Genomic DNA, 24,599 nt, shown 5'->3' with positions numbered 1-24,599 from the left:
ATGACGAAATCCCAGACTGACCTATATCGCCTCCTTTCCCGCGAATGGATCGGTTGACTAATCGACTGATTACAGACTCAAGACTGCTCGGATTTCGGGCCTGACTTGCTGACTTTTCCCCATAAATATGAATAGACCGAGCGTCAGGAAGCGGCTGGCTATCTCGCCTGATTTTCCGCTTGCAATTGGATCTCACGCATCGTTTTGTGATGGTACATGATTGGGCATAATTCGTTGTAACAGGTATGTATTGGAAGTGCGGGCAGGATCAGGTATGTCAGGTAGGAGAGATTAGTAAGGCAGGATCAGGTTCGACAGGCTGGACGACGACTACGACAGCCAGGGCCTTTTATGTCGGGAAGTATTAGGATATGTCAGGCAGGATAGAGTGCGTCAGGAGTGTTGAAAATGAAGGTGGCGGACCGACAATCTGTATCTTATTGCCGGATTTTAACGGGGTATGATTCAGGCAGGGAACGCACACAAAATGAAAAAAAAGAAGTTTTTTCTTGACTTATAGCTCAATCTAATCATATATATACGGAGTAAAATCACAAAAAAAACATAAACCATCACTTAGTAGTTGACCAATCCCCGAAACCATGGGTACTTTACCATCGAAAAAGACAACGAAACGGCAGTATGGAGACTGGCGCGAATGGCTGACATGCTCTGCATTCAACCGCTTCACCCTATCGACTCCGTTCCTGGGGGAAGCCGTCCTGGCCCTTCGGCACCGGGATCGATCCTACGAACCCAGCCATCCGAAATGAGTTGAACCACTCCATTTATATCACAAAAACAAACATTTCAGGTTGAGGCAGGAGTTAGGTACTGGATCTTCCCTGTCTCGTCCGAGTTAAGGAAAACAGCGATCTCTCCCCCATGGGAGTGTGTCGGAATTCTTATATTGAGACAGTACGATGCAACAAAACATCTCCTTACAACATACCCTCGAAAACAGGGCCGATCGATCGTCCGTCGATGTCGCGCGACTACTGGAAGCCAGCATCGCGCCAAACACGGCGAAGGCGTACGGCGACGCTTTGCGCAAGTTGTTCGAATACCTGGATGGGCAGCCATTGACCGACACTACGCTGGCCGGCTACCTGGCGCACCTGTATACCCGGGGGCTTGCGCCGGCCTCCGTTACAGTCGTGGTGCAGGCCGTTCGTTTCTGGGAAAAGCTGGATCGACGCCCGTCAAGCGTCGGGCCGCTGACGAGCCGGACGCTGGCCGGTATCCGCCGCGAAGGTCGAAACCGGGGCCGTGGCCAGGTAACGGGATTGACCCGTGAGACGGTCAAGATCATGGTACAGAATGCCGTCGCCACCGACACCCTGGCCGGACTGCGTGACGCCGCGCTGTTTCGTGTAATGAGCGATGCCCTGTTGAGGATCGGAGAAGCCGTCGCCATCGACTGCGAACACATCACCACCGAGTTCGACGGGAGCGGGCGGCCCCTGTTGCTTCAAAGCAAGACCGACCAGGAGGGGAAGGGCGCCAGCCTCTTTCTGACCGCCCGGACCGTCGACGCGATCGAGGAGTTGCAGCAGAAAGCCGGCTATACGGAAGGGCCACTTTTTCGCCGGATGTTGAAGGGCGACCGGATGAGCGATACCCGGCTGACGGTGGACGGCGCCCGGCTGGCCATCAAGGCCGCTGCGGAACTGGTCGGCATCAAGGGCGTGAGTGGGCACAGCCTTCGCATCGGAACCGCCCAGGAACTCGCGCAGCGCGGCGCTACCCTGGTGGAACTGCAGACCGCCGGACGCTGGACCGACAGCCAGATGCCCGCGCACTACACCCGCGAGCAAGCCGCCGGCAAGGGCGCCGTAGCCCGGCTACTGGGGATTGACTGATAGCAGTTCGGCCAGCCCCTCCACGGTAGTAACAGGCTGCTGGCACACGAACTGCTCGCAGACGTAGGCCGTGGTCGCGCCGTCGATCTGCGGCCGGCCTTCGAGGAGCGGGATAAGCTCCCCGGCACGGCCGTCGTCCTCGGACGGATCGTGAAAGGCCACGACCTTGTTCGGCAGGAACGTGCCGTCGATCAGGTCCAGCATGGCCCGCGTGGCGTCGTCTTCCCTGGCGCCGATCAGGGCGATCTCCACGGGCCGGTCGAGATACCAGGAGAGTCCACACAGCAACTGGCCGAAGCCGCCGGGCGCCGCGCCCATGTAATCCGTGAAGAGCGACAGGGTCTGCCCGGCCCGGTCCCGGTACTCGTTTCTACCGGTGAATGCGGCCAGCCGGAGCAGGTTCTGCACGCTCACCGCGTTGCCCGAGGGGATGGCGTTGTCGTAGGGGTTCTTGGACCGGACGATGAGCGTCTCGTGGTCGTCGCTGGTGAAGTAGAACCCACCGTCCTCAGGATCCCAGAACCGTTCGATCGTCGTATCCATGAGCGCTTCGGCATGGGCGAACCAGGCCGGGTCGAAGGTCGCCTCGTAAAGGTCGAGGAGCGCGGAGACCGTGAAGGCGTAGTCGTCCAGGTAGCCGTTGAACCGCGCGCGGCCGTCCTTGAACGTATGCATGAGCCGGCCGTCTTCGTGCAGCGCCTCCAAAACGAACCCCATCGAACCCGCCGCCGCGTCGAGCCAGGCCGGTTCGCCGAAGACGCGGCTCGCGCGGGCCAGGCTGCCGGTCATCAGTCCGTTCCAGTCCGTCATGATCTTCTCGTCCCGTCCGGGGTGCACGCGTTTCTCGCGATGATCGAATAGGGTCCGGCGTCCTTCCGACACGATCGCCCGCAGTTCGTCCGGCGCTACTTGCAGGTGGGCGGCCAGCGGCTCCAGTTCGACGTCCACGTGCAGGACGCTGGTCCCGTGCTCGAAGTTACCTCCTTCTTCCACGCCGTAGTACCGGGCGAACAGGCGGCCTTTCTCATCCCCCAGGACCGCCTTGATCTCCTCCGGCGTCCACACGAAGAACCGGCCTTCCTCGCCCTCGCTGTCCGCGTCCTGCGTCGCGTAGAAGCCGCCACCGGGCTGCAGCATCTCGCGGATCACGTAGGACGCCGTCTCCGAGACGACTTTGCGGAACAGGGGTTCTCCGGTGGCCTGGAAGGCCTCGGTATAGGTCCGCAGGAGCAGCGCGTTGTCGTAGAGCATCTTCTCGAAGTGGGGGATCAGCCATTTCGCGTCGACGGAATAGCGGTGGAATCCGCCGGCCAGGTGGTCGTAGATGCCGCCGTTGCCCATTTTCGACAGGGAATGGACGGCCATGTCGAGGGCCGATTGCCGCCCGGACCTCAAGTGCTCGCGCAGCAGGAAGGACAGCGTCATGGACGGTGGGAACTTGGGCTGCGTACCGAAACCGCCGTTGGTGGCGTCATAGGATGCGGCGATCCCGGTATAGGCCTTGTCGAGCAGCCCCGGATCCAGGGTCTCGTTGCTCGAGGTGAACCCGGCCAACTCGACGAGGCGCGATTTCAGCTTTTCGCCCTGTTCCTCGGCGTCGGAGCGGCGCTCCCGGTAGAATTGGGCCACGGCCTGCAGGATGCGGGGAAACCCGGGCCGGCCGTACCGGTCGTCAGGGGGGAAGTAGGTGCCCCCGTAGAAGGGTTTCAGGTCGGGCGTGAGGAAGACGGTCATCGGCCAGCCGCCGCTGCCCGTCATGGCGGTGACGGCGTTCATGTAGATCTCGTCAAGGTCGGGCCTTTCCTCCCGGTCCACCTTGACGTTGACAAAGAGCCGGTTCATGATCTCCGCCGTTTCATCGTTCTCGAAGGATTCGTGGGCCATGACGTGGCACCAGTGGCACGCGGAGTATCCGATGGACAGCATCAGGGGCTTGTCCTCCGACCGGGATTTTTCCAGGGCCTCTTCGCCCCAGGGATACCAGTCCACGGGATTGTGGGCGTGCTGCCTGAGGTAGGGGCTGGTCTCGAGGACCAGGCGGTTGGCCTGCTGCTCGTGCTGCTGTCCGGCCTGCCGCTCGCCTTGCTGTTCTTCCTGCTGTTCGTTGTCGTGCGCTGTGTTCAATTTACACCATGCCTTCCCTGGCCATGCGTTCCAGGACGAAATCGCCGGCGTCAATGGGGAAATCCAGGACGCGACGCCGTGCGGAGGATTCGAAGATGCCCATGATGATCTCCAGGGCTGCGCGGGCGATTTTCGCCTCGCAGCGGTGGGTGGCGCGGCCTTCGACGGCGGAGACCAGTTCCTCCAACTCGCTGCAGATATTCGAATAAGTGTCTTCCAGTCGCGGCACGTGCCATCCGTCCGAACGGTAGCTGGACAGCATTTTAAGCCGCGGTCCGTCGGGGCTGTTCACTTCGATGATGCCGTCGGAGCCGACGATCCGGAAGGAGAAAGACTGGCTCGCCCGTTCGCCCAGTTCGATGAAGCCCACGACGCCGTTTTCGTACCCAACCCGACCGATCGCCATGTCTTCGGCCGGCATGTCCGGATGGTTGCGCCGGCCTTCGATCCGGCTGCGGCGGTCGATCTGGCCCATGACCCAGCGGGGCGGGCTGTCGCCGTTCAGGTAGCTGATCAGGTCGATGACGTGGGTGCCGTTGTTCATCAGGTCGAGGGTGCAGTGGCCCCAGATCATGGCGACCTCCCCGATTTCCCCGGCCTGGACCCATGCGCGCGCCTGGACGGCCTGGGGCGAAAAACGGTGGGCGTGGCCGATGGCGAGGGCGGCGCCGGCTTTCTCGCAGGCCTTGATCATCCGGTCGGCCTCGTCCAGGGAGACGGCCATGGGTTTCTCGCAAAGGATGCCCTTCGCGCCGTTTTCCGCCGCCGCGATCGTGGCTTCGCAGTGTCCGCGGGGCCAGGTGCACACGCTCACCAGGTCGAGTCGCTCCCGCTCCAGCATTTCGCGATGGTCCGCGTACAGCCGAATGCCGTGTTCCCGGGCAAGGCGCTGCGCTTTCTCCCCTTCCGGATGTATGTCCGAACCCGCGATCAGTTCGATCTCGGCGTTTTCCACGTGGCGGTATCCGTCCGCGTGGGCGGTGGCAATGCCGCCGCAACCGATGAAGCCTGCCCGGTACTCGTTCATGGGTGGGTTCCTGTGGGGGTGGCGTCATGACCGCCCCGGGATGGGTCACGCCAGGCGCACGGGACGCATCACGCCCGCAGAATCGGACGCGTCAGGCAGGTCGGCCCGCCGCTGCCCGCGTAGCAGATGTGATCGCCGTTGAACTCCTCGACCCGGCATCCGGCCTTCCGCATGCGGTCCACCGTAACCGGATTGCCGCTTCGCACGATGACGTGGCGGGGTCCGACGGCCAGCACGTTGCAGCCGAGACTGTCGTACTCCTCGTCCGGCACCGCCACCAGGCCGATACCCAGGGCGACCAGCATCTCCCGGAACGGGATGGGCAGCAGCCGTTCGTAGACGACCGCGAGGTCCGTATCCAGCAGGCTGATGACGGACATGAGGTGCAGCACCGCGCCCGGACCGTCCCAGTGGACCATGGGGACGGCCACCACGTCAATGCCCCGCGGCTGAAGCAGTTCCTGGAACTGGCGGATCCCGTCGCCGTTCGTGCGGTAGGTCAGCCCGATGACGACCAGGTCGTCCTTCAGCCAGACCACGTCGCCGCCTTCGACGCTACCGGGCGGTTCGATGCGCCCCGCCACGGGGATGCCCGCCCCGGCGTACCAGTCCTCCTGGGCGTCCGGCTCTTCCATGCGGGCGTCCTTGCCCATGCGTCCCAGGATCACGCCCTGGTCGGTCACCGAGGCCACGGGATCATGGGTATACATGGCGTCCAGGCCCGTTCGGACGTCGGCCGGCAGGCACGCCACTTCGGCGCCCGCCCCTTCGAGCAGGGCGGTGAACTGCCGATGTTCGTCCACCGCGCGGCCATAATCCGGCCTGGCCAGGTAATCCAGGGAACGCCACTGCGCGTCGATCCGTTCCTGGCTTTCGTAGGCTTGCTCCGGGCGCATGACCAGCACCCGCTTCAACGGGCGCACCATGGTCTGGCATCCGTAGGCATTCATGGGGATCGTTCCCCTGAGATGAGGGCTTCGGTTTCTTCTTCGTTCAGGATTTCGACGCCGAGGGACTGGGCTTTCTTCAGCTTGGAACCAGCATTTTCGCCGGCAACCAGGTAGTCCGTCTTCTTGCTCACGCTGGACGTCACCCGCCCGCCCGCGGCTTCGATCCGCCCGGCCATTTCATCCCTCGTGTAGTTCGACAACGTGCCCGTGATGACGACGATCTTGTCCGCCAGCGCCTGGGTATCCGCGCTACTTTCCGCACCGTGTGCCGCGCCGCCTTCCTCACCGTCGCCCGGCGCTTCCAGTTCCATACGGAGGCCGGCGTCTTTCAGTTTCGCGACGATCTCGAGGTTCCGTTCGTTCCGGAAGAAAGAGACGATGCTTTCGGCGATCTTCGGACCGATCTCCGGTACGGCGACCATGTCCTCTTCCGACGCCGCCCTGATGGCGTCGATGGCGCGGAAGTGCGCGGCGATCTGCCGGGCGGCCCGCTCTCCCACGTGGGGGATGCCCAGGCTGAAAAGCAGGCGGTCCAGTGGGCGGTCCTTGCTGGCCTCGATGCCCCCCAGCAGGTTACCGGCGGATTTCTCGCCCATGCGTTCCAGCGTCCCGAGCTGCTCGCGGGTCAGTCGGTAGATGTCGCCCACGTCCCCGATCAGGCCGTTCCCCAGGATTTGCTCGGTGACCGCCGGACCGAACCCTTCGATGTCCATGGCGTTCCGTCCGGTGAAATGGGTGACCCGCGCCTGCGTCTGGGCCGGACAGGCCGCGTTCCCGCAACGCAACGCCACCTCTTCGCCCACCCGTACGAGCGCGGTTCCGCACACCGGACAGGCTGTCGGCATCTTGAAGGGCGTTGCTCCCTCTTCCCGCTCGTCCGGGACGACCGAAACCACCTTGGGGATAACGTCCCCGCCTTTTTCAATCCACACGGTGTCGCCGACGCGCAGGTCCTTGCGGTGGATCTCTTCCTCGTTGTGGAGCGTGGCCCTGCTGATCGTCGATCCGGCCAGGAAGACCGGTTCGAGTTCGGCCACCGGGGTCACCACGCCGGTGCGGCCGACCTGCAGCCGGATGTCCGTAAGGCGCGTCCTGGCCCGTTGTGCGGCGAACTTGCTGGCGATGGCCCAGCGCGGACTCTTCATCGTAGCGCCGAGTTCGCCGTGGAGTGTGGTGGAATCCACCTTGATGACCATGCCGTCGATATCGTAGGATAGTTCGGTCCGCCGTTCCTCCCAGTCATGGCAGAAACCGATCACCTCGTCTATGGCCCCGAAACGCCGGGCTTCCCGGTTGGTCGGAAACCCCTGGCCGGCCAGCCATTGCAGCCGCTGGAAGTGGCTGTCCAGGTCGGGCCGTGCCGCGAGCGCGCTGGACTCGTCCTCGAAACGCAGCGTGTAGAGGAACACCCTCAGGGGCCGCTCGGCGACGCCGTGGGGATCGCGGAGTTTCAGCGAGCCCGCCGTGGCGTTGCGGGGGTTCGCGAAGAGCGGCTCCTCCTGTTCCGCGCGGGCGGCGTTCAGCGCCTCGAACCCGTCGTGGGGGAGATACACTTCGCCCCGCACCTCGATATTGTTGAGCAAGGTTTCTTCTTCGGCAATGCGCAGGGGGATGGACCGGATGGTCCGCAGGTTCGCCGTGATGTCGTCGCCCTGCTCGCCGTCTCCCCGCGTGGCGCCCAGGGCCAGCACTCCGTTCTCGTAGCGCAGACTCACGGCCACGCCGTCGATCTTCAGTTCGACCGCGTAGGCGTATTCCCGCTCCGGACCCAGCAGGTCGCGGATGCGGCGGTCGAAGTCCCGGATCTCCTCATCGTTGTACGTGTTCCCGATGGAGAGCATGGGCACGGGGTGCCGGACGACGGGAAAGATCGAGGAGGGCGACCCCCCGACGCGCCGGGTGGGCGAGTCGGGGGTGATCAGGTCGGGGTGGGCCGATTCCAGGTCCTGCAGTTCCTTCACCAGCATGTCGTATTCGGTATCGCCGATGACCGGGTCGGCGAGTACGAAGTACCGGTGATCGTGCGACCGGATCTCCCGGCGCAGGACTTCAATACGTTCGGCAGGCGACATGGGTTCCGCGGGTTACGCTAACCGGCGCCAGGATACGCTAACCGGTGCGGGCGACGCTCGACCGCGATGACTTTCTGGCGCGTCGGATTTCCTCGCGCTTCTTCGCTATCCAGTTCTGCCACCAGACCACGATGGGACTGGCGATGAAAATCGAGGAATAGGTACCGGTGATGACGCCGAAAGTCAGCGCCAGGGCGAATCCCCAGTTGGTCGACGTGCTTCCGGCCAGCAGGAAGACCAGGACCAGCAGGACGGTGAGCGACGTCATCATGGTCCGGTTCAGGCATTCGTTGATGCTGCGGTCCACTACGCCCGAAAACCCTTCCGTCCGGGTCCGGCCCAGGCTTTCCCTGATGCGGTCGTAGACCACGATGGTGTCGTTCGTCGAATACCCCACGACGGTCAGCAGGGCCGCCACGACCGCCATGGTGAGCTCCTCGCCCACGAGGGTGAGCATGGCCAGCACGATGAGCACGTCATGGATCAGCGCGACGATCGTCCCGATCCCGAACCGGAACCCGTTGACCTGCCGGAACCGGATGGTGATGTAGAGGACGATGCCGATGATAGAGGCCCCCACGGCGCCCATGGCGTCGACCGTGAGCTCTTTGCCGATCTTCGGGCTGACGTTGTATTCCTGCCGCAGCCAGTCGTCTTCACTGCCGCTGAGGTTCTCGGGGAACTGTTCCCGGAGCGTCGTCTTGACTGAGGATGCGATCTGCTGCTCGTTCCAGTCGCTGTCGGCCGCCCGGATCAGGATGTTGCCCTCCTCGCCGATCACCTTGATCTCGCTCTGGCTCAGGTCGACGGCCTGGTTTTCGATGTTGGCGTCACCCAGCGCGCCGCGAATGTCCTGTACCGGCACCGGTGGGTCGAACCGCATCTCGATCAGCGACCCGCTCTGAAAGTCCACGCCCCAGTTCACCCCGCCGCGCATGACGATGGTCCCCAGGCCGACCACGATCACGCACCAGGTGATGACGAAGGCCGCTTTGCCGAACCGCATGAATCCGAAGAACAGGCGCCCGAAGGGGTCGGTCCGGCCGATGCTGACCTGGACGAGCTGCCACCGGTCGATAAGCGCGTCGAAGAGGGACCGCGTGATGAAGATGGCCGTGAACATGCTGATCAGGATGCCGAACCCCAGCGTCACGGCGAATCCCTTGATGGGACCGGTCCCGAACTCGTACAGGGCGAAAGCGGTGATCAGGGTGGTGATATTGGCGTCCACGATGGTGCGGAGCGCGTTCCCGTAGCCGCTGTCCACGGACTGCCGGATCGTCTTCCCTCCGGCCCTGAGCTCTTCCTTGATCCGTTCGAAGATGAGGATGTTGGCGTCCACCGACATGCCCATGGTCAGGATGATCCCCGCGATGCCCGGCAGCGTCAGCGTCGCCTGGAAGGCGCCGAGGACGGCCAGCAGGAAGAGCAGGTTCAGGATCAGGGCGAAATTGGCGATAAAGCCGGCCGTCCGGTAATACACCGCCATGAAGATCATGACGGCGATGAGGCCCAGGATCGATGCCCACTTGCCGGAGTTGATGGCGTCCTCGCCCAGGGACGGCCCCACGACGTACTTGCTGATGATTTCCATGGGCGCGGGCAGGGCGCCTGCGCGCAATACGATGGATAGGTCCCTGGCCTCCTCCAGCGAGTTGATGCCGGTGATCTCACCCCGGCCGTTGGGTATGCGTCCCTGGATGACCGGCGCGGAGAACACCCGGCCGTCCAGCACGATCGCCAGGCGCCGGCCGATGTTGTTCCCCGTAACGCGGGAGAAAGTCCTGGCGCCGTCGTCCGTGGTCGTGAAGCCCACCGACGCCACCCCCATGCTGCCGATATCGGAGCCCGAACCGGTCTGCGGGAAGGCGTCCGCCAGTACGGCGCCGGTCAGTTCCGGCTGGGCGTTCATGTAGTAGTAGGATCGGACGCGCTGCCCGCTGGCCGTCGTCCGCACCACGCCGGCCCGGATCTCCGCGCCGGCCGGAATGAAGCTCTGCACCTGGGGCTGGGCCAGGATTTCGTCTACGCGGGCGGTATTGCTCGCCGGTACGATGATCTCGTTGTCGGAGAGGTCGATCAACGACAGAAAGGGGTTGCGTTCCGCCGTGACGGCCGCTTCGGGAATCAGGCCGCTCGTATCCGCAGGGACGCTCGTGGTGTCGCGGGCCGCCAGCAGGGCGTCGATGCGCTCAACGACCGAACGAAGCTCGCTGCCTTCGCGCAGCAGCCTGAACTCCAGCTGGGCGGTCTGGTTGATCAGCGTCATAGCCCGGTCGATGTCTCTGAGCCCCGGCAGCTCGACGATGATGCGGTCTTCGCCTTCCTGCTGGATGATCGGTTCGGTGACGCCGAATTCGTTGACGCGGTTCGAGATGACCTGCATCGCCCGTTCCACGACGTCTATGGCTTCCTCCTCCGGCAGGTTGGACTTGTCCACCTCGAGCTTGATGTGCACGCCGCCCTGCAGGTCGAGACCCTGGCGGATGGACTGGTCCTGAAGCAGGTCGCGTTCGGCCTTGGTCAGGTTCAGATTCTTGAGCTGCGCCCGGTCCGCTTCGGTCAGCAGCGGATCCGAATCGATCGCTTCGATCTGTTCCGGGGTAAGGGCGGTCTGAACGGGGGAATATTGCCAGTAGTCAGATGTTCTTACGGAAGGATAGACGTACCAAAGCGCGGTGAAGATTACAACGAGAATAAGAACGATACGTACCTGTTTCCACTGCATGCAACCCGGCTCCTAAGCAGACGAAGGCGGGTTGCCTGACTGCCTGCCACCCGCCTTCGTTCCTGCGTTGCGTATATGATGGTTCAAATTGTTCGATGGGAATCTGGTCGTTAGTCTCTCAGGGCGAAAAGCACGTTCTGGCCGGCGAAGTTATCCGGCACGAGCAGTTCGATGGATACCCGGTCGCCCGAGGGGTGGAATGCGACGACATAGTCCTGGCCATCCCTGAAGGTGCGTGGGAATACGTCCACCTTCTTGATACTGTCCAGCGACGGGAAGGCCGAGCGTTCGATCGTGAGTACCGTGCCTTCACGAAGGTCCTGGGACTGGGAAAAATCCACGCCGGAGAGCGATTCCACGCGGGGGCCGCCGAAGAAAGGATCCTTGATGACCATCGAGTCTTTCCAGTGGTCCATGGTGTTCACCGCGAAGAAAATGGAGTTCAGCTTCATCTCGGCCGCCAGCTTCGCCTGTTCCTCCATGTCCCGTTGTGCCAGCGCTTCGTCGCGGGCGTCGGTCAGCATCGCGACCTGTCCATTGAGGCGCTCTTCCTCGCTGCGCAGGAAAACGATCCGCTCTTCGAGCATGTCCTTGACCTGGCCCAGCGAATCGGCGATGAAAGCCGCCCGGGCCTGGGCCGCGTCGCGCTCGTCGGTCAGCGTCTCGATGGTGCGGTTGATGCGCGCCCTGGCGATACGTTGCGCGCGACCCGGCGACATGTCCGAGGTGCCCTGCGTCACGTAGGTGCCGAGGATGCCGTCCGTGTAGAGCATCCAGATCTGGTTGCCGACGTTCAGGTCCTCCACCAGCGCGGTCTGCTCAACCACGTCGCGGGCTTCGGCGGTCGATAGGCCGTGATTCTCCATGAGGTACTGCAGAGCGACCTGGATGTGGGAGTCGCCGCGCTCAACCGTATAGGGCGCCGGCAAATCGTCTCGAAGATCCTGCATCTGCTGCTGCAGGTCCGCGACTTCGCCACGGGTATCGATGATTTCCTGCACGAGACCGCGGTACGAAACGTCCTCCTCGCCGGCCAGCATTTCGTTCAATACGGCTTCGTGGTCAGGATTCAGCGCCATATTGGTCAACGATTCCGCATCGACCTGCCGTTCGGGATTCGATTCGTTGAATGTCGCTATCGTCGTCTGGATCTCTTCCTGCTTGGCGCGGATTTCCTGCTCTGTCTCGTTCAACCGATCCACGAGTTCCTCGAAGGTCGCAGGTTCGGTTGCGCATCCCATGACAAAGGCCATGGTCAGCAGTACGAATATACCTCGCATTGGATTCCTCCGTTTAAGAGTTTCACCGATGAATCACCTTGATTCACGGCATATATAGATTTCAGATCATCCACAATTATAACCCCAAAACCAAAATTTGTCAAGTACACTCGGTCGTTGCATCGAACTTAATCGTGCCGTCATTACGCAGCATGTTAGCGGCGAAACCCGCCCTGAACGGGAGGCGCGACCGGAATTACGGATCGTTTTTGCGGTCAGCCCGGATACCGTCGTTTCATTTCCGCGACCGACGCGCGCACCAGGGTTTCCAGCACATCCATGTCCACGTCGGCCAGCTTGTTGATGTACAGGCAGGACTTGCCGGTCTTGTACTTGCCCAGACGGGAAAGCAACTCGTCAGACGCTTCGAACCCGGTCATGATGTAAATCGACAGGTTCTGTTTGCGCGGCGAGAACCCTACGACGGGCCAGTCGGCTTCCTGTCCGCTCGCGTACCGGTAGTGGTAGCTTCCGTACCCCACGATCGACGGTCCCCACATCACGGGTTCTTCGCCCGTTACCCGTTGCATGAGTTCCAGTAGTGTACGCGCGTCTTCGCGCCTGCGCGGATGGTCCACCGCGTCTATGAATGCTACAACGCTCGCGTCAGTGGGTCGGGTCTTGAGTTCGGACATGGTATCTGGCTCCGTGGATTATACGGTCGGTGGACGACTCCACCTGAGCCCCTCGAAACGACTGTAATCCCTGTCGAGCGTGATCCATTCGCTGCCGGACTCGATTGCGAGGGCGGCCGGGTAGGCGTCGGGGACCAGGTTACCCCGGGTCTGAGCGCCCAGGCACAGCCGTTCGAAGATCTCCCAGTGCCTTGGACCGGGTTGCAGCGGGACACAGTGGGACTGACTCCGGATCACGCGCGTAAAATTCAATGCGTCGGATACGGAACTCGGCAGTTTGAAGACGCGGGGATGGGTGACGATTCGCAGGAAGCCGCTCATAACAAGATCGGACAGCGCATAGGCCTCGTCTCCTTCGAGCACGTCTACGATCCACCTCCGGCAGGAAACGTGTTCCGATGCGTCCTCGCGGTACGCCGCAACGAGCACATTCACGTCAGGAAGGACCATGATCGTCTTCCATGAGATCGAGCAGAGCGGCCGAGTCGTTAAGGTCCACGCCGGGCATGACCCCGGTACCTTTGAACACCGGCAGATCAATGGCTGACCGTTCCCTGTTGCGACGCCGCGACAGCGCGTCAAGGAGCGTGTCGTGGATGACGGCGGTCAGCGTCCTGCCGGTACGTGCCGCAATGCCCTTCAGTTCTGCAAACAGGCTGTCGTCGATATGAATCGTGGTACGCATACATAAAAACATATCTAATTATCATATTTATGTCAATCTAAATCTGCGATCCACTATATACCGTTTCCCGGACGGTTGCTGGCATGGTATTGTGCTGCTTAAAACATCAAGTTTCAAGTATCCACGGACCTCGTCTGCCATCGAGTATCCGGTAGATTGGGTCATGTCCTTCAATTGAATAGTCAAAAGCAGAGAGCATAACCTCGTAAAACGAAATGCATACCATTAAAGCTGATCCGCTCAATCCATCGATTCGTCGTTGTTCAGATGCATGTCACGACAGGAAAGACCCCGCTGCCAGGACGGCCTGATGTAGTCACATTACGGCTTGACAGTACCCCGCATTCCCCTACATTCCCCTGTACCCCACATAAAGCGGTCTCTGGCGCAAAAAGCGGCCTCTGGCGCTTTGTGTCGTGGCAGTAACCTCGATGCTTAACGTACGCATTCCGGAACCGAAGCGACCAACCAACGTCCATTGGTAAAGGTCGTCGCGTCTCTCCAGCGTGCCAGCGTTTCCGATAGCGGAATCCCCGCCCATGTCCCAGATCACCTCGAAACAGGATGCGGAACGACCACCGGATGAGGCGGCGCAGGAGGTCAATTCGGCATCCTGGAAGGCGGAGGTTACAGCAGCTGCGCCAAAGACGGAAATCGATTCGCGTCCGCTGACCTACCTGTTCACCGGAGGCGGGACGGGCGGCCACGTCTATCCCGGGTTGGCCATCGCCGACGAAGTACGGGCACGGAACCCCGATGCCCGCATCGTGTACGTCGGCGCGCGGGGCAGAATGGAAGCCTCCCTCGTACCGAAGCGGGGCTATCCGATCCACCTTGTCCACGCCCGCGGCCTGCCGTCGGGCAGGCGGCCGCTCGCGCTTCTGCGCTTCGCGATCAGCACCGGATTCGGCGTCCTCCAGAGCCTGTTCCACCTGTCGAGACACCGGCCCCGAATGATCGTTGCCACGGGCGGCTACGCCAGCAGTCCGGTCCTCCTGGCCCACTGGATCCTGAAATCGCTCCGTCTCTCGGGCGCTCGTCGGTGTTTCGTCCACGAGCAGAACGTCGTGCCCGGCAAGGTCAACCGGCTCGCCGGCCGCATCGCGGACCGCATAGGGGTTTCCTTCGAAGCGTCGCTGCGTTATTTCCCTCCGGAAAAGACGACGTGGGCGGGCTACCCGGTGCGGCGGGAGATCGGCGCCGTTTCCCGGGACGCCGCGCGGGCCTCGCAAGGTCTGCCGGACGACGCCAGGGTCGTATTCGCCTTCGGCGCTTCTTCGGGTGCCCGGTCCATCAACCGGGCCGTGATCGATGCGCTGCCCAGGCTGCTTGCCCGGCCGGACATCCACGTCATCCACGTCATCGGCCAGACACGAAGCCCGGATTACGACGCCGAAGCGGACTCCCGGAACCGCCTGGAACGGATCGGCCTCGCCGGTGAACTCCTGTCGAGATACCACCAGTCAGACTACTCGCACGATATCGAAAAGCTTTACGCTGCCAGCGACCTGGTCATCGGCAGGGCCAGCGCCGGCGTCGTCACCGAGATCGGCATCTGCGGGATCCCCTCCATCCTGGTGCCGCTGCCCTACGCACCCGGCGACCACCAGGCCGTGAACGCCAGGACACTCGAATCGAGGGGCGCGGCCCGCGTCGTATACGAATCGATTACGGTGGAGGACGGCCAGACCATCGGCGCAGTAGACGGGGAGCGTCTGGGCCGCCTGGTCCTTGAAATCCTGGACGACCCGGCCGAGCACGCCACCATGAGCGGCCGGGCCCGAGAGACCTTCGACCGGGGCGGGCTGGACCGGATCGTCGACCAGTTGGACCAGATGCTCGCGGCCAGCCTGGTCCACCTTGACCGCCCGGACCGCCCGGACCGCTCGGACAGCCCGGACAGCCCGGGCAGCCCGGCTAACCCGGATCACCCGGACCGGCCATCGGACCACGCTCGTTCCAACGGAAGAACCGACGACCTCGGCGCCGCCGGAGATACCGAAACAGGTGGGACGGCCGACCCGGGCGCGACCGAACCGGCCGAACCGGTCGGGACGGCCGAACCCAACGACCTCGGCGCCGCCGGAGATACCAAATCGGACGACCCAGGCGTCCAGGGCGGCCAAGACGGTCCGCCGGCATCCGCCCTTTCCCCCTTTGCGCTGGTCCGGCGTTTCGCGAAAGGACGCGACGAGGCGTTCATCGATTCCGTGGGCGAGGACTACCTGAAGTACCAGGTCGACGGATTCCTCAAGGACGAGCGGTGGCCCATCCGGAACGAGGGCGTAAAGCTGGCCGGCCTGCTCGGATACCGCGACCGCCTGCCCTTCCTCCTCGCGCTGCTGCGCGACCGGACGCCGGCGCCCTTCTTCCAGCGCCTGCTCGGCGGCGATTACCGGCAGGTCGGCTTCATCCGCCGCAACGCCGTAACGGCGATCGCCCGGCTTGGCGTGTACGATGCACCGGTGCGCGCCGTGCTGCTGGACCTGCTGGCGGACCCCTATTACGAAGTGCGGTCGGCCGCGGCCCGGGCCTTCGCCGATCTCGCCCACGGTGCGGAAACGGTGGACGCTGATGGAGAAAGGGACGCGGAGGCGCTGAACGGACTACGCGGCCTTTTGCGGGAATCGTCCTTCGAGATCCGGTCCGCCGCCATACGCGCCCTGGGCAGGATGGGCGACGGCGCCGTCGCGGAATGGCTCAGGCCGTTCTACCAGGATCCCAACGGGAAGGTGCGCCAGGCCGTCATTGATGCCCTGGCCGACCTGGTCGGGCGGAAGATGATCGTCGATCTGGACGGACTGCGCGAAGAGCTCGACGATATCCTGGTCACGTCGAACCACTTCGAACCGGACTTTCCGATCAAGCGGACGATGAACCGGCTGATCGGCATGATACACAATCAGCAGGAAACCCGATAAGCGCCCCATGATCTATCACCTCGTCACCTATCTCTTCGATACCGTCGATGCGCTCTCGTTTCTGCGCCTCTTCCAGTACCTGAGCTTCCGCGCGATCTGCGCGGCGCTGACGGGGTTCGGGATCACGCTGCTCTTCGGCCAGCGCATCATCAGGTTGCTGTACGTGAACCACGTGCGGGACAATCCCCGGGCGCACGGCGCGATATCCTCCGCCTCGAAGGCCGGCACGCCGCTCATGGGCGGCCTGCTGATTGTCGCGGCCATCTTCGCCAGCGTGCTGCTCTGGAGCGACCTTTTCAACCGCTTCACCCTGGTTTTCCTCTGCGCCCTGATCTGGTTCTCCCTGTTCGGGTTCATCGACGACTACCGGAAGATCAGGCACCGTGACAGCGACCGCGGACTGTCCCAGGCGACCAAGCTCTTCTTCCAGGCGGTCTTCGGTCTCGGATTCGGGCTGGTTTTCCTGCTGCCCGGCCTGTCGCCCGTGTCAGCCGAAATCGCCTCCGAACTCTATCTCCCATTCGTCAAGGACCCCGTCCTCGACCTGGGCTGGTGGTACCTGCCCTTCATCGCCTTCGTCATCGTGGCCATCGCCAACGCGGTGAATTTCGCCGACGGCCTGGACGGACTGTCCATCGTGCCGGTCTCGTTCACGGTGGTCGTGTACGGGGTGTTCGCCTACGTCATCGGAAACGCCATCTACTCGGGCTACCTGCAGTTCACCTTCCTGCCGGGCAGCGGCGAGCTGACGGTGATCTGCGCCGGAGTCTTCGGCGCCTGCATGGGGTTTCTCTGGTACAACGCCTATCCCGCCCAGGTCTTCATGGGCGACGTGGGCGCCCTGCCGCTGGGCGGTATCGTCGGCACGCTCGCCGTACTGCTCAAGCAGGAGTTCCTCTTCGTCATCACCGGCGGCATCTTCGTGGCCATGGCCTTCTCGGTCCTGGTCCAGGAGAAGATCGGGATCAAGTGGCTCGGCCGGCGCATCTTCTACATGGCGCCGCTCCACCACGCCTTCCAGTACCGGGGCCTGGCCGAGACCAAGGTCGTGATCCGGTTCTGGATCATCGCGGGCATCCTGGCGATCATCGGCCTGTCGACCCTGAAGATCAGATAGGCGCGGTGGTCGCGCGCGATGAATGGCGCAGGGGGCAGGCGCAATGACCGTGCGCGACAGACGGGCAGTGGACGCATCGGAAAGGCAGTGACCTTAAGTGATCGGCATACAGTACACCAAATGGATACCGCGGGTCGATGACGCCGAGGACCGCCTCGAACAGCTCCTGGGCCTGCTGAGCCAGATCCTCATCCACACGAGCGGCGACGTGGAGGAAGCCCTGAAGTGGATGCGCTATATCGACCAGCGGCAGGGCATCTTCGACGATGAGATGTCTTACGAGGCCTTCGTCAAGGAGCTCGAGAAGCGGGGCTACGTGAAGCAGGACAAAGACGCTTTCTCCCTCACCGAAAAAGGCGGTCGGCGCATCCGGGAGGACTCGCTCCGGTTCGTCTACAGCAGCCTGAAGAAGGGGCTGGGCGGCGGCCACGAGACGCCCTTCGAAGGGGAGGGCGTGGAGCGGCTGAGCGAGACGCGGCCCTACCGGTACGGAGACCAGGCGTCGAACGTCGATTTCACCTCTACCATCGGCAACGCGATCCGCCGGTCCGGATTCGACCTGGACCTGCACGAGGACGACTTCGAAGTCTACGAGGTCGAGCACACCACGTCCTGCGCCACGGTCATGCTCCTGGACATCAGCCACAGCATGATCCTGTACGGCGAAGACCGCATATCCCCGGCCAAGCGCGTGGCCATGGCCCTGGCGGAACTCATCATCCGCAAGTACCCGAAGGACGAACTCCACCTGGTCCTGTTCGGCGACGACGCGAAGCAGGTGAAGATCGAGGACCTGCCCTTCGTTTCGGTCGGCCCCTACCACACGAATACCAAGGCCGGCCTGCTCATGGCCCGGAACATCCTGCGGCGGACCCGCAACGTCAACAAGCAGATCTTCATGATCACCGATGGCAAGCCCTCGGCCATCTACGACCGGAACGGCCGCCTCTACCTGAATTCCTTCGGGCTGGACCCCCGGATCGTGAACCGGACCCTCGACGAGGCCATGACCTGCCGCCGCGAGAAGATCACCATCAGCACCTTCATGGTCACCCAGGACCCCTACCTGGTCGGTTTCGTCGAGAAACTCACGGAGATGAACCACGGCCGGGCCTACTACTCCTCCCTCGACAGCCTGGGTGAATACATCCTCGTGGACTACGTGAAGAACCGTCGCCGCCGGGTGAACTGAGCCAAAGAGCTGCCACTTCTTTGACCAACTAAGTTTGTTCAGATAGCGCCCGGTGTAAGTTGTACACCGTCTGTCAATTGACGTATTCTCCACAAAAAGTAACCCGGTGCTAAAACCAGCCACCGGGTTATGAAACCGTCCGAGCAGGCGGAGCAATCCTACCCATACGTCGTTAAATCCAGAATGAAGAACCTTGCAACTACGTTGCCTGGTCCGATGGCGGAAGCCGCATGTAATGTAACCGCAGATCGTCCAGACCCTGCAGCATCGCGTCGGCGATCGCAAGCAGACTCGCGTTACCACTAATGGCCGCCTTGACCATTTCGAGCGAAATAATCAGCGTTAGCAGGTCTTCGGTCACCAGGTAACCCATCGTCAAGGGTGGATCATCCTCGATGGCCAGTGTGATTATGTTAACGTTGCTGTCGGCTGCGTCTTCGGTTGTGCTCCACGTTCCGGTCCGACCCTCTATGTTCGAGTAACGGCCGTCTTCGTGCAGTTCGAACCGCGCCGTTACCAATTCGTTCTGGATCCCCGCGACCACCTGTGCGGCTGTTTCAGGTCCCAGCAGGCTTTGCAGGTTGGCTACAATCACGTCGACGAAGTTGTTGCTGTCATACTGCCAACGGCCATCAAGGGTAGGTGTTGCGTCCACCGGATCACTTTCGTCTTCCCCTGGGCCGGGCGGTCCCGTCGGTCCCTGAGGTCCTGGTTCACCCTGCGGCCCTGCCGGGCCTTCGGATCCAGCCGGGCCTTCGGGCCCCGTAGGGCCTGCTACGCCCTGCGGGCCAGTGGAACCTGCCGGTCCCGCCGGTCCTGCCGGCCCAGTGGGTCCTGGCGGTCCCACCGGCCCCTCGCAGCCGGCGAAAGCAACGAATAGGGGCAGAATCAAATAGTAACACCATCTGGATAGTGCGTGTCTCATGGTAAAGCCTCCTGCACCCAGGGCGCGGACTGCAATGACACATCATCTGGGTGGCTGTCGAAATCGTTGAATACAGAAAAGCCCCGTAGATGCAACGGGGCTTTCCTTTTTTGCGGGACCGATCGCCCTTTTCAGTGGTCAGTGGCTCCTACTCAGGGCGAACGGGAAGGTGTTCTAAGGTGACTTGATACTAATGCCAGGACGAGTGTGTCCGGGGTGTTGTCATGTCACACTGTCCTGTCAGGATAATGCCGGGAGCCACCCTTGAACTTGGTGAGTGGCCACAACCTTGGCAGGCATGACCACTCACCCTTCACAGGACTCTACCAGCACCCTGGCTACGGGCCCGGATTATCCCGAATTCCTTGTTACTACTCCTCCACGACAACAGTGGTAATGTTCAACTCCACCGGCTCCAACACGCCGATCGCACTAACTGTCACGGTGTGCGTGACTGTTCCATCTAAAGCGTCGGAATCGTTGGTGATGCTCGTGGTGGGAACTGCTACGGTTATGGTAGCTATACCATTACTATCCGTAGATGCTTCCGAACCATCTGAGCCGCCACCGGACACAGCAACACCTGCAGGCTCATGATCGGAGCTATCGGGACTTGTGAGTGTTGCAGTTATCGTCTGTCCACTAAGCCGTGTGCCGTCACCTGCTCTTAACACAACTTGGAACACTATACCTGCAGCAGGACCCCAAGACTGCTCCCCGGCAGCCCGCGAGTACTTAAATTCTGTCGATGCCGGGCCTTGGCGCGTCAAGGTACGATCGTTTTCTGCGCCAGTCTCCTTGCCGATGACGTTAATGTCGATCGTTTTCTTTACGCCCTCGTATGACACGGTGATGGTAGCACCGCCACGCGATTCGGTCGTTACTGTGGCCATGGCCTTGTAAGGGTTGGTCCCCTTATTCGCTTCCACTTTGACAGAGGAATCGTCAGAATTCCAACCGAAATCACTTCCAGCCCGCATCGCCACATCCGCAGAAGCTACTAACATAATCGTATCTTTCGGGGCATACGAATTAGCAACTTCAAACTCGTCATCACCTTCCATCAAAGTGATCGTCTTCGCTACCTTGGTCACTGTGATGTTGATGTCAGCCGCTACTGCGTGACCAACCGCGGTAACTCTGAGCGTGGTCTTTCCCTCTTCCGCGGCCTCGACATCGGCTGACATGGTGTCATCACTGGGATCGAGATTGACAGTATCTCTATCGTCTCCCTCTTCCCATTCAAACATGACATCTTCAACCACGGTGCCGTTTTGAGCGCGAGCAACCACGTGAACTGTTTTTTCCTCCTCCAACCGGAGGATTGCCATCTTCCCATCATCATCGATTCCATACGACTTATAGTCTTCATCATCTGGATCGTCAGCGCCTGCCTTAACTGCAGCAATTGCTAAATGATGCACTGCTGCCCCTGGATCCGGAGCGTCAGTACCTGGCGGGCCTGCCGGACCCATCGGGCCAGCCGGGCCAGCCGGACCTTGCTCACCGTCAGCGCCATCAGCGCCTGCCGGACCTGCCGGACCCTGAGCGCCATCAGCGCCTGCCGGACCTGCCGGACCCTGAGCGCCATCAGCGCCTGCCGGACCTGCCGGACCCTGAGCGCCATCAGCGCCTGCCGGACCTGCCGGACCCTGAGCGCCATCAGCGCCTGCCGGACCTGCCGGACCCTGAGCGCCATCATGGCCATCATGGCCTGCCGGACCTGCCGGACCTGCCGGACCCGATGGGCCGCTCGGACCCGCCGGACCTGTCTTACCTTCGCATCCCATCAGGGACAAACCGAAGGCCAATACAGCAATTATGAGGTAATGCATTGTGTTCTCCCGATTTTTGAAACACTGCAAAAAGGAATGACGAAGATATGAAACTGACCTATATCGCCTCCTTTCCCGCGAATGGATCGGTTGACTAAATTGCCAGACTCAAGACTGCGAATTACTGACTTCAAGACTGTTCAGATTACAGGCCGATATTGGGTTCTTTCGTCTTAAATATGAATAGACCGAGCATTAGCAAGTGGCTGGCTGACTACTCGCTTGAAGCCGATGAAATAGGACGCTACGCGGAATTTCGTGCTGTGATATGAACCAGGGAGGAGTACGTCAGGTGAGGGTAAAACGAGGCGAATAAAAAAGCTCCCCGGTTCATCGGGCGTGTGCATCACCCATAATGAACGCAGGGAGCCTTATTGAGCTCGGTTCAGGCGGGTTGAACAGCGGAACCAACCCATCGTCACCGGAATAAAGTACGATTTCTGATGATTTGACCTTCGAATCAATGGCCGTTATTCTAATTTACGGCCTAAAATGGAATAACGGCTTTCTTTATTCTTTAAATTGAAATAGCGGAATAACCTCTGTCACCATGACCCCCTCATCGTTCGTAAAATACCTCCAGCAACTCGAATTCGACCATGTATTCAACCCGTACACGGATCGCTGCCCCGTTCACGACCGCGCGGACGCCCCCGAACGGCGGTCCGCGAACCTGCTGTCCGTGCTTGAATCCGCGGCCGGCCAGTCCGTGGACGCCCTGTGGATCGGCCGCGACTACAGTTACCGCGGCGGCCGGCGCACAGGCCTGGCTTTCACCGATGACGAGCATCTGGACGAACACGCCCTCAGGTGGGGGCTGACGTTGCGGCGTCCGACGCGGGGCGCCGTGGTCTGGGAACGCTCCGCCTGTGTCGTGTGGAACATTTTGTCCCGCATCGGGGCGCCGGTCTTCCTCTGGAACGTCTTTCCCTTCCATCCCCACCAGCCGGACATTCCCTTCAGCAATCGATCGCATATCGCCGTGGAACGCCGCTCCGGTCAGTTCCTGCTCGAGCAACTGGTCCGGCTTCTGGAACCGTCGGCCATCATCGCCATTGGAAACGACGCGGAAAAGGCGGCGCGGAGGTTTGCTGGACCGGCAGAAGTCGTGAAAGTGCGCCATCCCAGTTACGGGGGGCAGACCGAGTTTCTGGCCGGCATGGAAGCGTACTACGGTCTCAGGTGATTGCGTTTTATCTATCTTGACGAAACAGTTTAATCCTTGTAGAATATCTCGACATTCGATAAGACCATTCCACATCGCCGTTCATCATCTTTTCACCCGCCATCATAGGTGTCAGCCGGGAGATTACACCATGAGTGCATTCTACGAATTCTTAGTTACACGCCGGCCTCGCGGTATGCCGGCACTGAAACTGCTGGCCGTACTGGCCGCCGTGGTTTGCGGCGCCGGGACCGCATACGCACTGGCCGAGCACGAAAGCGTTGCCGTCGAAGCGCCGGACCAATTCGTGTTCAACACCATATCGTTCATGCTCTGGGGCGCCCTGGTGATGTGGATGTGCGCGGGATTCACCATGCTGGAATCGGGTTCCGTGCGGACCAAGAACGCCTCCATGATCTGCCTGAAGAACATCGGTCTCTATTCCATCGCCGGGATCGCCTACTACTTGATCGGCTACAATCTCATGTACGTCGACGTGGGGAGCTACATTGGATCCTTCTCGATCGGCTACGGTCCGACGACGGACGAGATCGCCCTGATCAACGGAACGGAGAGCGCCGCCGCCGAAGTGATCGCGCTGGGCTATTCCACCATGTCGGACTGGTTCTTCCAGATGGTTTTCGTTGCCACGGCCGCGTCCATCGTCTCTGGCGCGCTGGCGGAAAGAGTCAAGATCTGGTCGTTCTTTATCTTCGTCCTCGTACTCACCGGAGTCATTTACCCCATCGTCGGCGCATGGACCTGGGGCGAGGGATGGCTTAGCCAGCTGGGATTCAAAGACTTCGCGGGCTCCACCATCGTTCACAGCACGGGCGGCTGGGCGGCCCTGGCCGGCCTGATCGTCGTCGGCCCCAGGCTCGGCAAGTACCGCAAGGACGGTTCGGTCAAGCCCACCCCGCCTTCCAACGTGCTGGTGGTGACCCTGGGCGTCTTCATCCTCTGGCTCGGGTGGTTCGGGTTCAACGGCGGTTCGCAGCTGGCCCTGGGCAGCCCCCTGGACGCCGTGGCCATGAGCCACGTGCTGGTCAATACCAACCTGGCCGCCGCGGCCGGCGCGCTCATGGCGCTCTTCTGCGCGCGGCCCGTCTTCGGCCGCACCGATCTGTTCGCCTGCCTGAACGGCGCCATCGCGGGCCTGGTCTCCATCACCGCGGGTCCCGACATGGTCGAGCACTACTGGGCCATTATCATCGGGGCGATCGGCGGCGTCATCTGCACGGTCGGCATGAAACTGCTGGAATCGGTGAAGATCGACGACGTAGTCGGCGCCGTACCGGCCCACCTCTTCGCGGGCATCTGGGGTACGCTGGCGGTGTGCATCGTGAGCGGCGGCAACGTCGGTGTTCAACTGATCGGCATCCTCGCGATCGGCGCCTTCGTCTTCCTGGTCTCCTGGGTGATCTGGAAGCTGATCGACGTGGTCATGACCGTCCGGGTGACGAGTCAGGTCGAACGGCTCGGGCAGGACGTGGCGGAACTCGGCATCGAGGCTTATCCCGAGTTCGTGCTCATGCCCGAGGAACAGGACGACGACCAGTAATCGACGCCGCGCGGACGTTGGCGCCGGCGTTGTCTCGCGTCCCACAACGAAAAAGGCGGCAACCGCACCGGGTTGCCGCCTTTTCTGTTCTATGATCTGTAACGATTTCGGAAAGAGCTTTACGCCGCAGAGTGCCGACCCGTGCCGGCCGACCTCCCTACCCGCTCTTGCAGGCCGGGCCCGGGACCAGGTCAAGGCGCATGATTCAAGGCTGTGAGCCCGTCAGTCCGTCTCTTCCTCCTCCGTCGTCTCTTCCTTGTTTTCTTCGGCTTTCTCTTCGGCCTTCTCTTCGGCCTGGTCCTCCGCCGGACCCTCCCGGTCGATCAATTCGAGTATCGACATATCGGCGGCGTCGCCCTGCCGGTGCCCGACGCGTACGATGCGCGTGTAGCCACCGGGCCGGTCGGCGTAGCGGTCGGCCAGCGGACCGAACAGCTTCGCGACCACGGATTCGTTGCGGATGACCCGGAGCACCTGCCGCCGGGCGTGCAGGTCTCTGCGTTTCCCGAAGGTGATGAGC

19 protein-coding genes are annotated in these 24,599 nt (G+C 61.8%); 6 read left to right on the top strand and 13 right to left on the bottom strand.

Features of this window, described 5'->3' with window-relative positions:
- Positions 1 to 923 precede the first annotated feature (923 nt).
- Positions 924 to 1,862, top strand: coding sequence for a tyrosine-type recombinase/integrase (locus tag OXH56_10045; protein MCY3555648.1), 939 nt, complete (start codon positions 924 to 926; stop codon positions 1,860 to 1,862).
- On the opposite strand, the gene OXH56_10040 is transcribed toward OXH56_10045, so the two are convergent.
- The 9 genes from OXH56_10040 to OXH56_10000 form a co-directional block, all read right to left on the bottom strand.
- The gene (locus OXH56_10040) at positions 1,845 to 3,986 is read right to left on the bottom strand and encodes a thioredoxin domain-containing protein (protein MCY3555647.1); all 2,142 of its coding nucleotides are present in this window, start codon (positions 3,984 to 3,986) and stop codon (positions 1,845 to 1,847) included. The genes OXH56_10045 and OXH56_10040 overlap by 18 nt on opposite strands.
- Before the next feature lies 1 nt (position 3,987).
- Positions 3,988 to 5,013 (bottom strand): Gfo/Idh/MocA family oxidoreductase, encoded by a 1,026-nt coding sequence (locus tag OXH56_10035; GenBank protein ID MCY3555646.1) that lies wholly within the window; start codon positions 5,011 to 5,013, stop codon positions 3,988 to 3,990.
- Between the two features lie 68 nt (positions 5,014 to 5,081).
- A complete protein-coding gene (locus OXH56_10030; protein MCY3555645.1) occupies positions 5,082 to 5,963 on the bottom strand; it encodes an arginine deiminase family protein in 882 nt (293 codons plus the stop codon).
- On the bottom strand, positions 5,960 to 8,035 hold the full coding sequence (gene ligA / locus OXH56_10025) for an NAD-dependent DNA ligase LigA (GenBank protein ID MCY3555644.1): 2,076 nt from the start codon (positions 8,033 to 8,035) through the stop codon (positions 5,960 to 5,962). Before ligA ends, OXH56_10030 begins: the two co-directional genes overlap by 4 nt.
- A gap of 37 nt (positions 8,036 to 8,072) precedes the next feature.
- On the bottom strand, positions 8,073 to 10,763 hold the full coding sequence (gene secD / locus OXH56_10020) for a protein translocase subunit SecD (GenBank protein MCY3555643.1): 2,691 nt from the start codon (positions 10,761 to 10,763) through the stop codon (positions 8,073 to 8,075).
- 110 nt (positions 10,764 to 10,873) lie between these two features.
- Positions 10,874 to 12,043 carry a hypothetical protein gene (locus tag OXH56_10015; GenBank protein MCY3555642.1) on the bottom strand — a complete coding sequence of 390 codons (1,170 nt, stop codon included), beginning with the start codon at positions 12,041 to 12,043 and terminating at the stop codon, positions 10,874 to 10,876.
- A 215-nt stretch (positions 12,044 to 12,258) separates the two neighbouring features.
- Positions 12,259 to 12,678, bottom strand: a complete 420-nt coding sequence (locus OXH56_10010) for a DUF1801 domain-containing protein (GenBank protein ID MCY3555641.1) — start codon at positions 12,676 to 12,678, stop codon at positions 12,259 to 12,261.
- Between the two features lie 18 nt (positions 12,679 to 12,696).
- Positions 12,697 to 13,128 carry a type II toxin-antitoxin system VapC family toxin gene (locus OXH56_10005; protein ID MCY3555640.1) on the bottom strand — a complete coding sequence of 144 codons (432 nt, stop codon included), beginning with the start codon at positions 13,126 to 13,128 and terminating at the stop codon, positions 12,697 to 12,699.
- Positions 13,115 to 13,363 (bottom strand): DUF2191 domain-containing protein, encoded by a 249-nt coding sequence (locus tag OXH56_10000; GenBank protein ID MCY3555639.1) that lies wholly within the window; start codon positions 13,361 to 13,363, stop codon positions 13,115 to 13,117. The genes OXH56_10005 and OXH56_10000 overlap by 14 nt, the downstream gene beginning before the upstream one ends.
- Positions 13,364 to 13,902: 539 nt before the next feature.
- Between OXH56_10000 and OXH56_09995 the strand changes: the two genes are divergently transcribed.
- The 3 genes from OXH56_09995 to OXH56_09985 all read left to right on the top strand — a co-directional run bounded on the left by OXH56_09995 (position 13,903) and on the right by OXH56_09985 (position 18,593).
- Positions 13,903 to 16,284, top strand: coding sequence for a glycosyltransferase (locus tag OXH56_09995; protein MCY3555638.1), 2,382 nt, complete (start codon positions 13,903 to 13,905; stop codon positions 16,282 to 16,284).
- Between the two features lie 7 nt (positions 16,285 to 16,291).
- Positions 16,292 to 17,401 (top strand): phospho-N-acetylmuramoyl-pentapeptide-transferase, encoded by a 1,110-nt coding sequence (mraY, locus tag OXH56_09990; GenBank protein MCY3555637.1) that lies wholly within the window; start codon positions 16,292 to 16,294, stop codon positions 17,399 to 17,401.
- Positions 17,402 to 17,498: 97 nt separating this feature from the next.
- The gene (locus OXH56_09985) at positions 17,499 to 18,593 is read left to right on the top strand and encodes a hypothetical protein (protein ID MCY3555636.1); all 1,095 of its coding nucleotides are present in this window, start codon (positions 17,499 to 17,501) and stop codon (positions 18,591 to 18,593) included.
- A 199-nt stretch (positions 18,594 to 18,792) separates the two neighbouring features.
- Here OXH56_09985 and OXH56_09980 read toward each other — a convergent pair whose 3' ends face one another.
- The 3 genes from OXH56_09980 to OXH56_09970 all read right to left on the bottom strand — a co-directional run bounded on the left by OXH56_09980 (position 18,793) and on the right by OXH56_09970 (position 21,229).
- Positions 18,793 to 19,248 (bottom strand): hypothetical protein, encoded by a 456-nt coding sequence (locus OXH56_09980; GenBank protein MCY3555635.1) that lies wholly within the window; start codon positions 19,246 to 19,248, stop codon positions 18,793 to 18,795.
- Between the two features lie 641 nt (positions 19,249 to 19,889).
- Complete coding sequence (locus OXH56_09975) at positions 19,890 to 20,942, bottom strand: hypothetical protein (GenBank protein ID MCY3555634.1); 1,053 nt, start codon at positions 20,940 to 20,942, stop codon at positions 19,890 to 19,892.
- Positions 20,930 to 21,229, bottom strand: a complete 300-nt coding sequence (locus tag OXH56_09970) for a hypothetical protein (GenBank protein ID MCY3555633.1) — start codon at positions 21,227 to 21,229, stop codon at positions 20,930 to 20,932. Before OXH56_09970 ends, OXH56_09975 begins: the two co-directional genes overlap by 13 nt.
- Positions 21,230 to 21,903: 674 nt before the next feature.
- Between OXH56_09970 and OXH56_09965 the strand changes: the two genes are divergently transcribed.
- Positions 21,904 to 22,539: a uracil-DNA glycosylase gene (locus tag OXH56_09965; protein MCY3555632.1), complete on the top strand. Its 636-nt coding sequence runs from the start codon at positions 21,904 to 21,906 to the stop codon at positions 22,537 to 22,539.
- 175 nt (positions 22,540 to 22,714) lie between these two features.
- Positions 22,715 to 24,079, top strand: coding sequence for an ammonium transporter (locus OXH56_09960; protein MCY3555631.1), 1,365 nt, complete (start codon positions 22,715 to 22,717; stop codon positions 24,077 to 24,079).
- Positions 24,080 to 24,301: 222 nt separating this feature from the next.
- On the opposite strand, the gene rplQ is transcribed toward OXH56_09960, so the two are convergent.
- A partial coding sequence (gene rplQ, locus OXH56_09955) for a 50S ribosomal protein L17 (protein MCY3555630.1) occupies positions 24,302 to 24,599 on the bottom strand: 298 nt, incomplete at its 5' end.

Source organism: Gemmatimonadota bacterium, assembly GCA_026702745.1.
GTDB lineage: Bacteria > JAAXHH01 > JAAXHH01 > JAAXHH01 > JAAXHH01 > JAAXHH01.
This window is presented reverse-complemented; position numbering and strand designations above follow the sequence as displayed.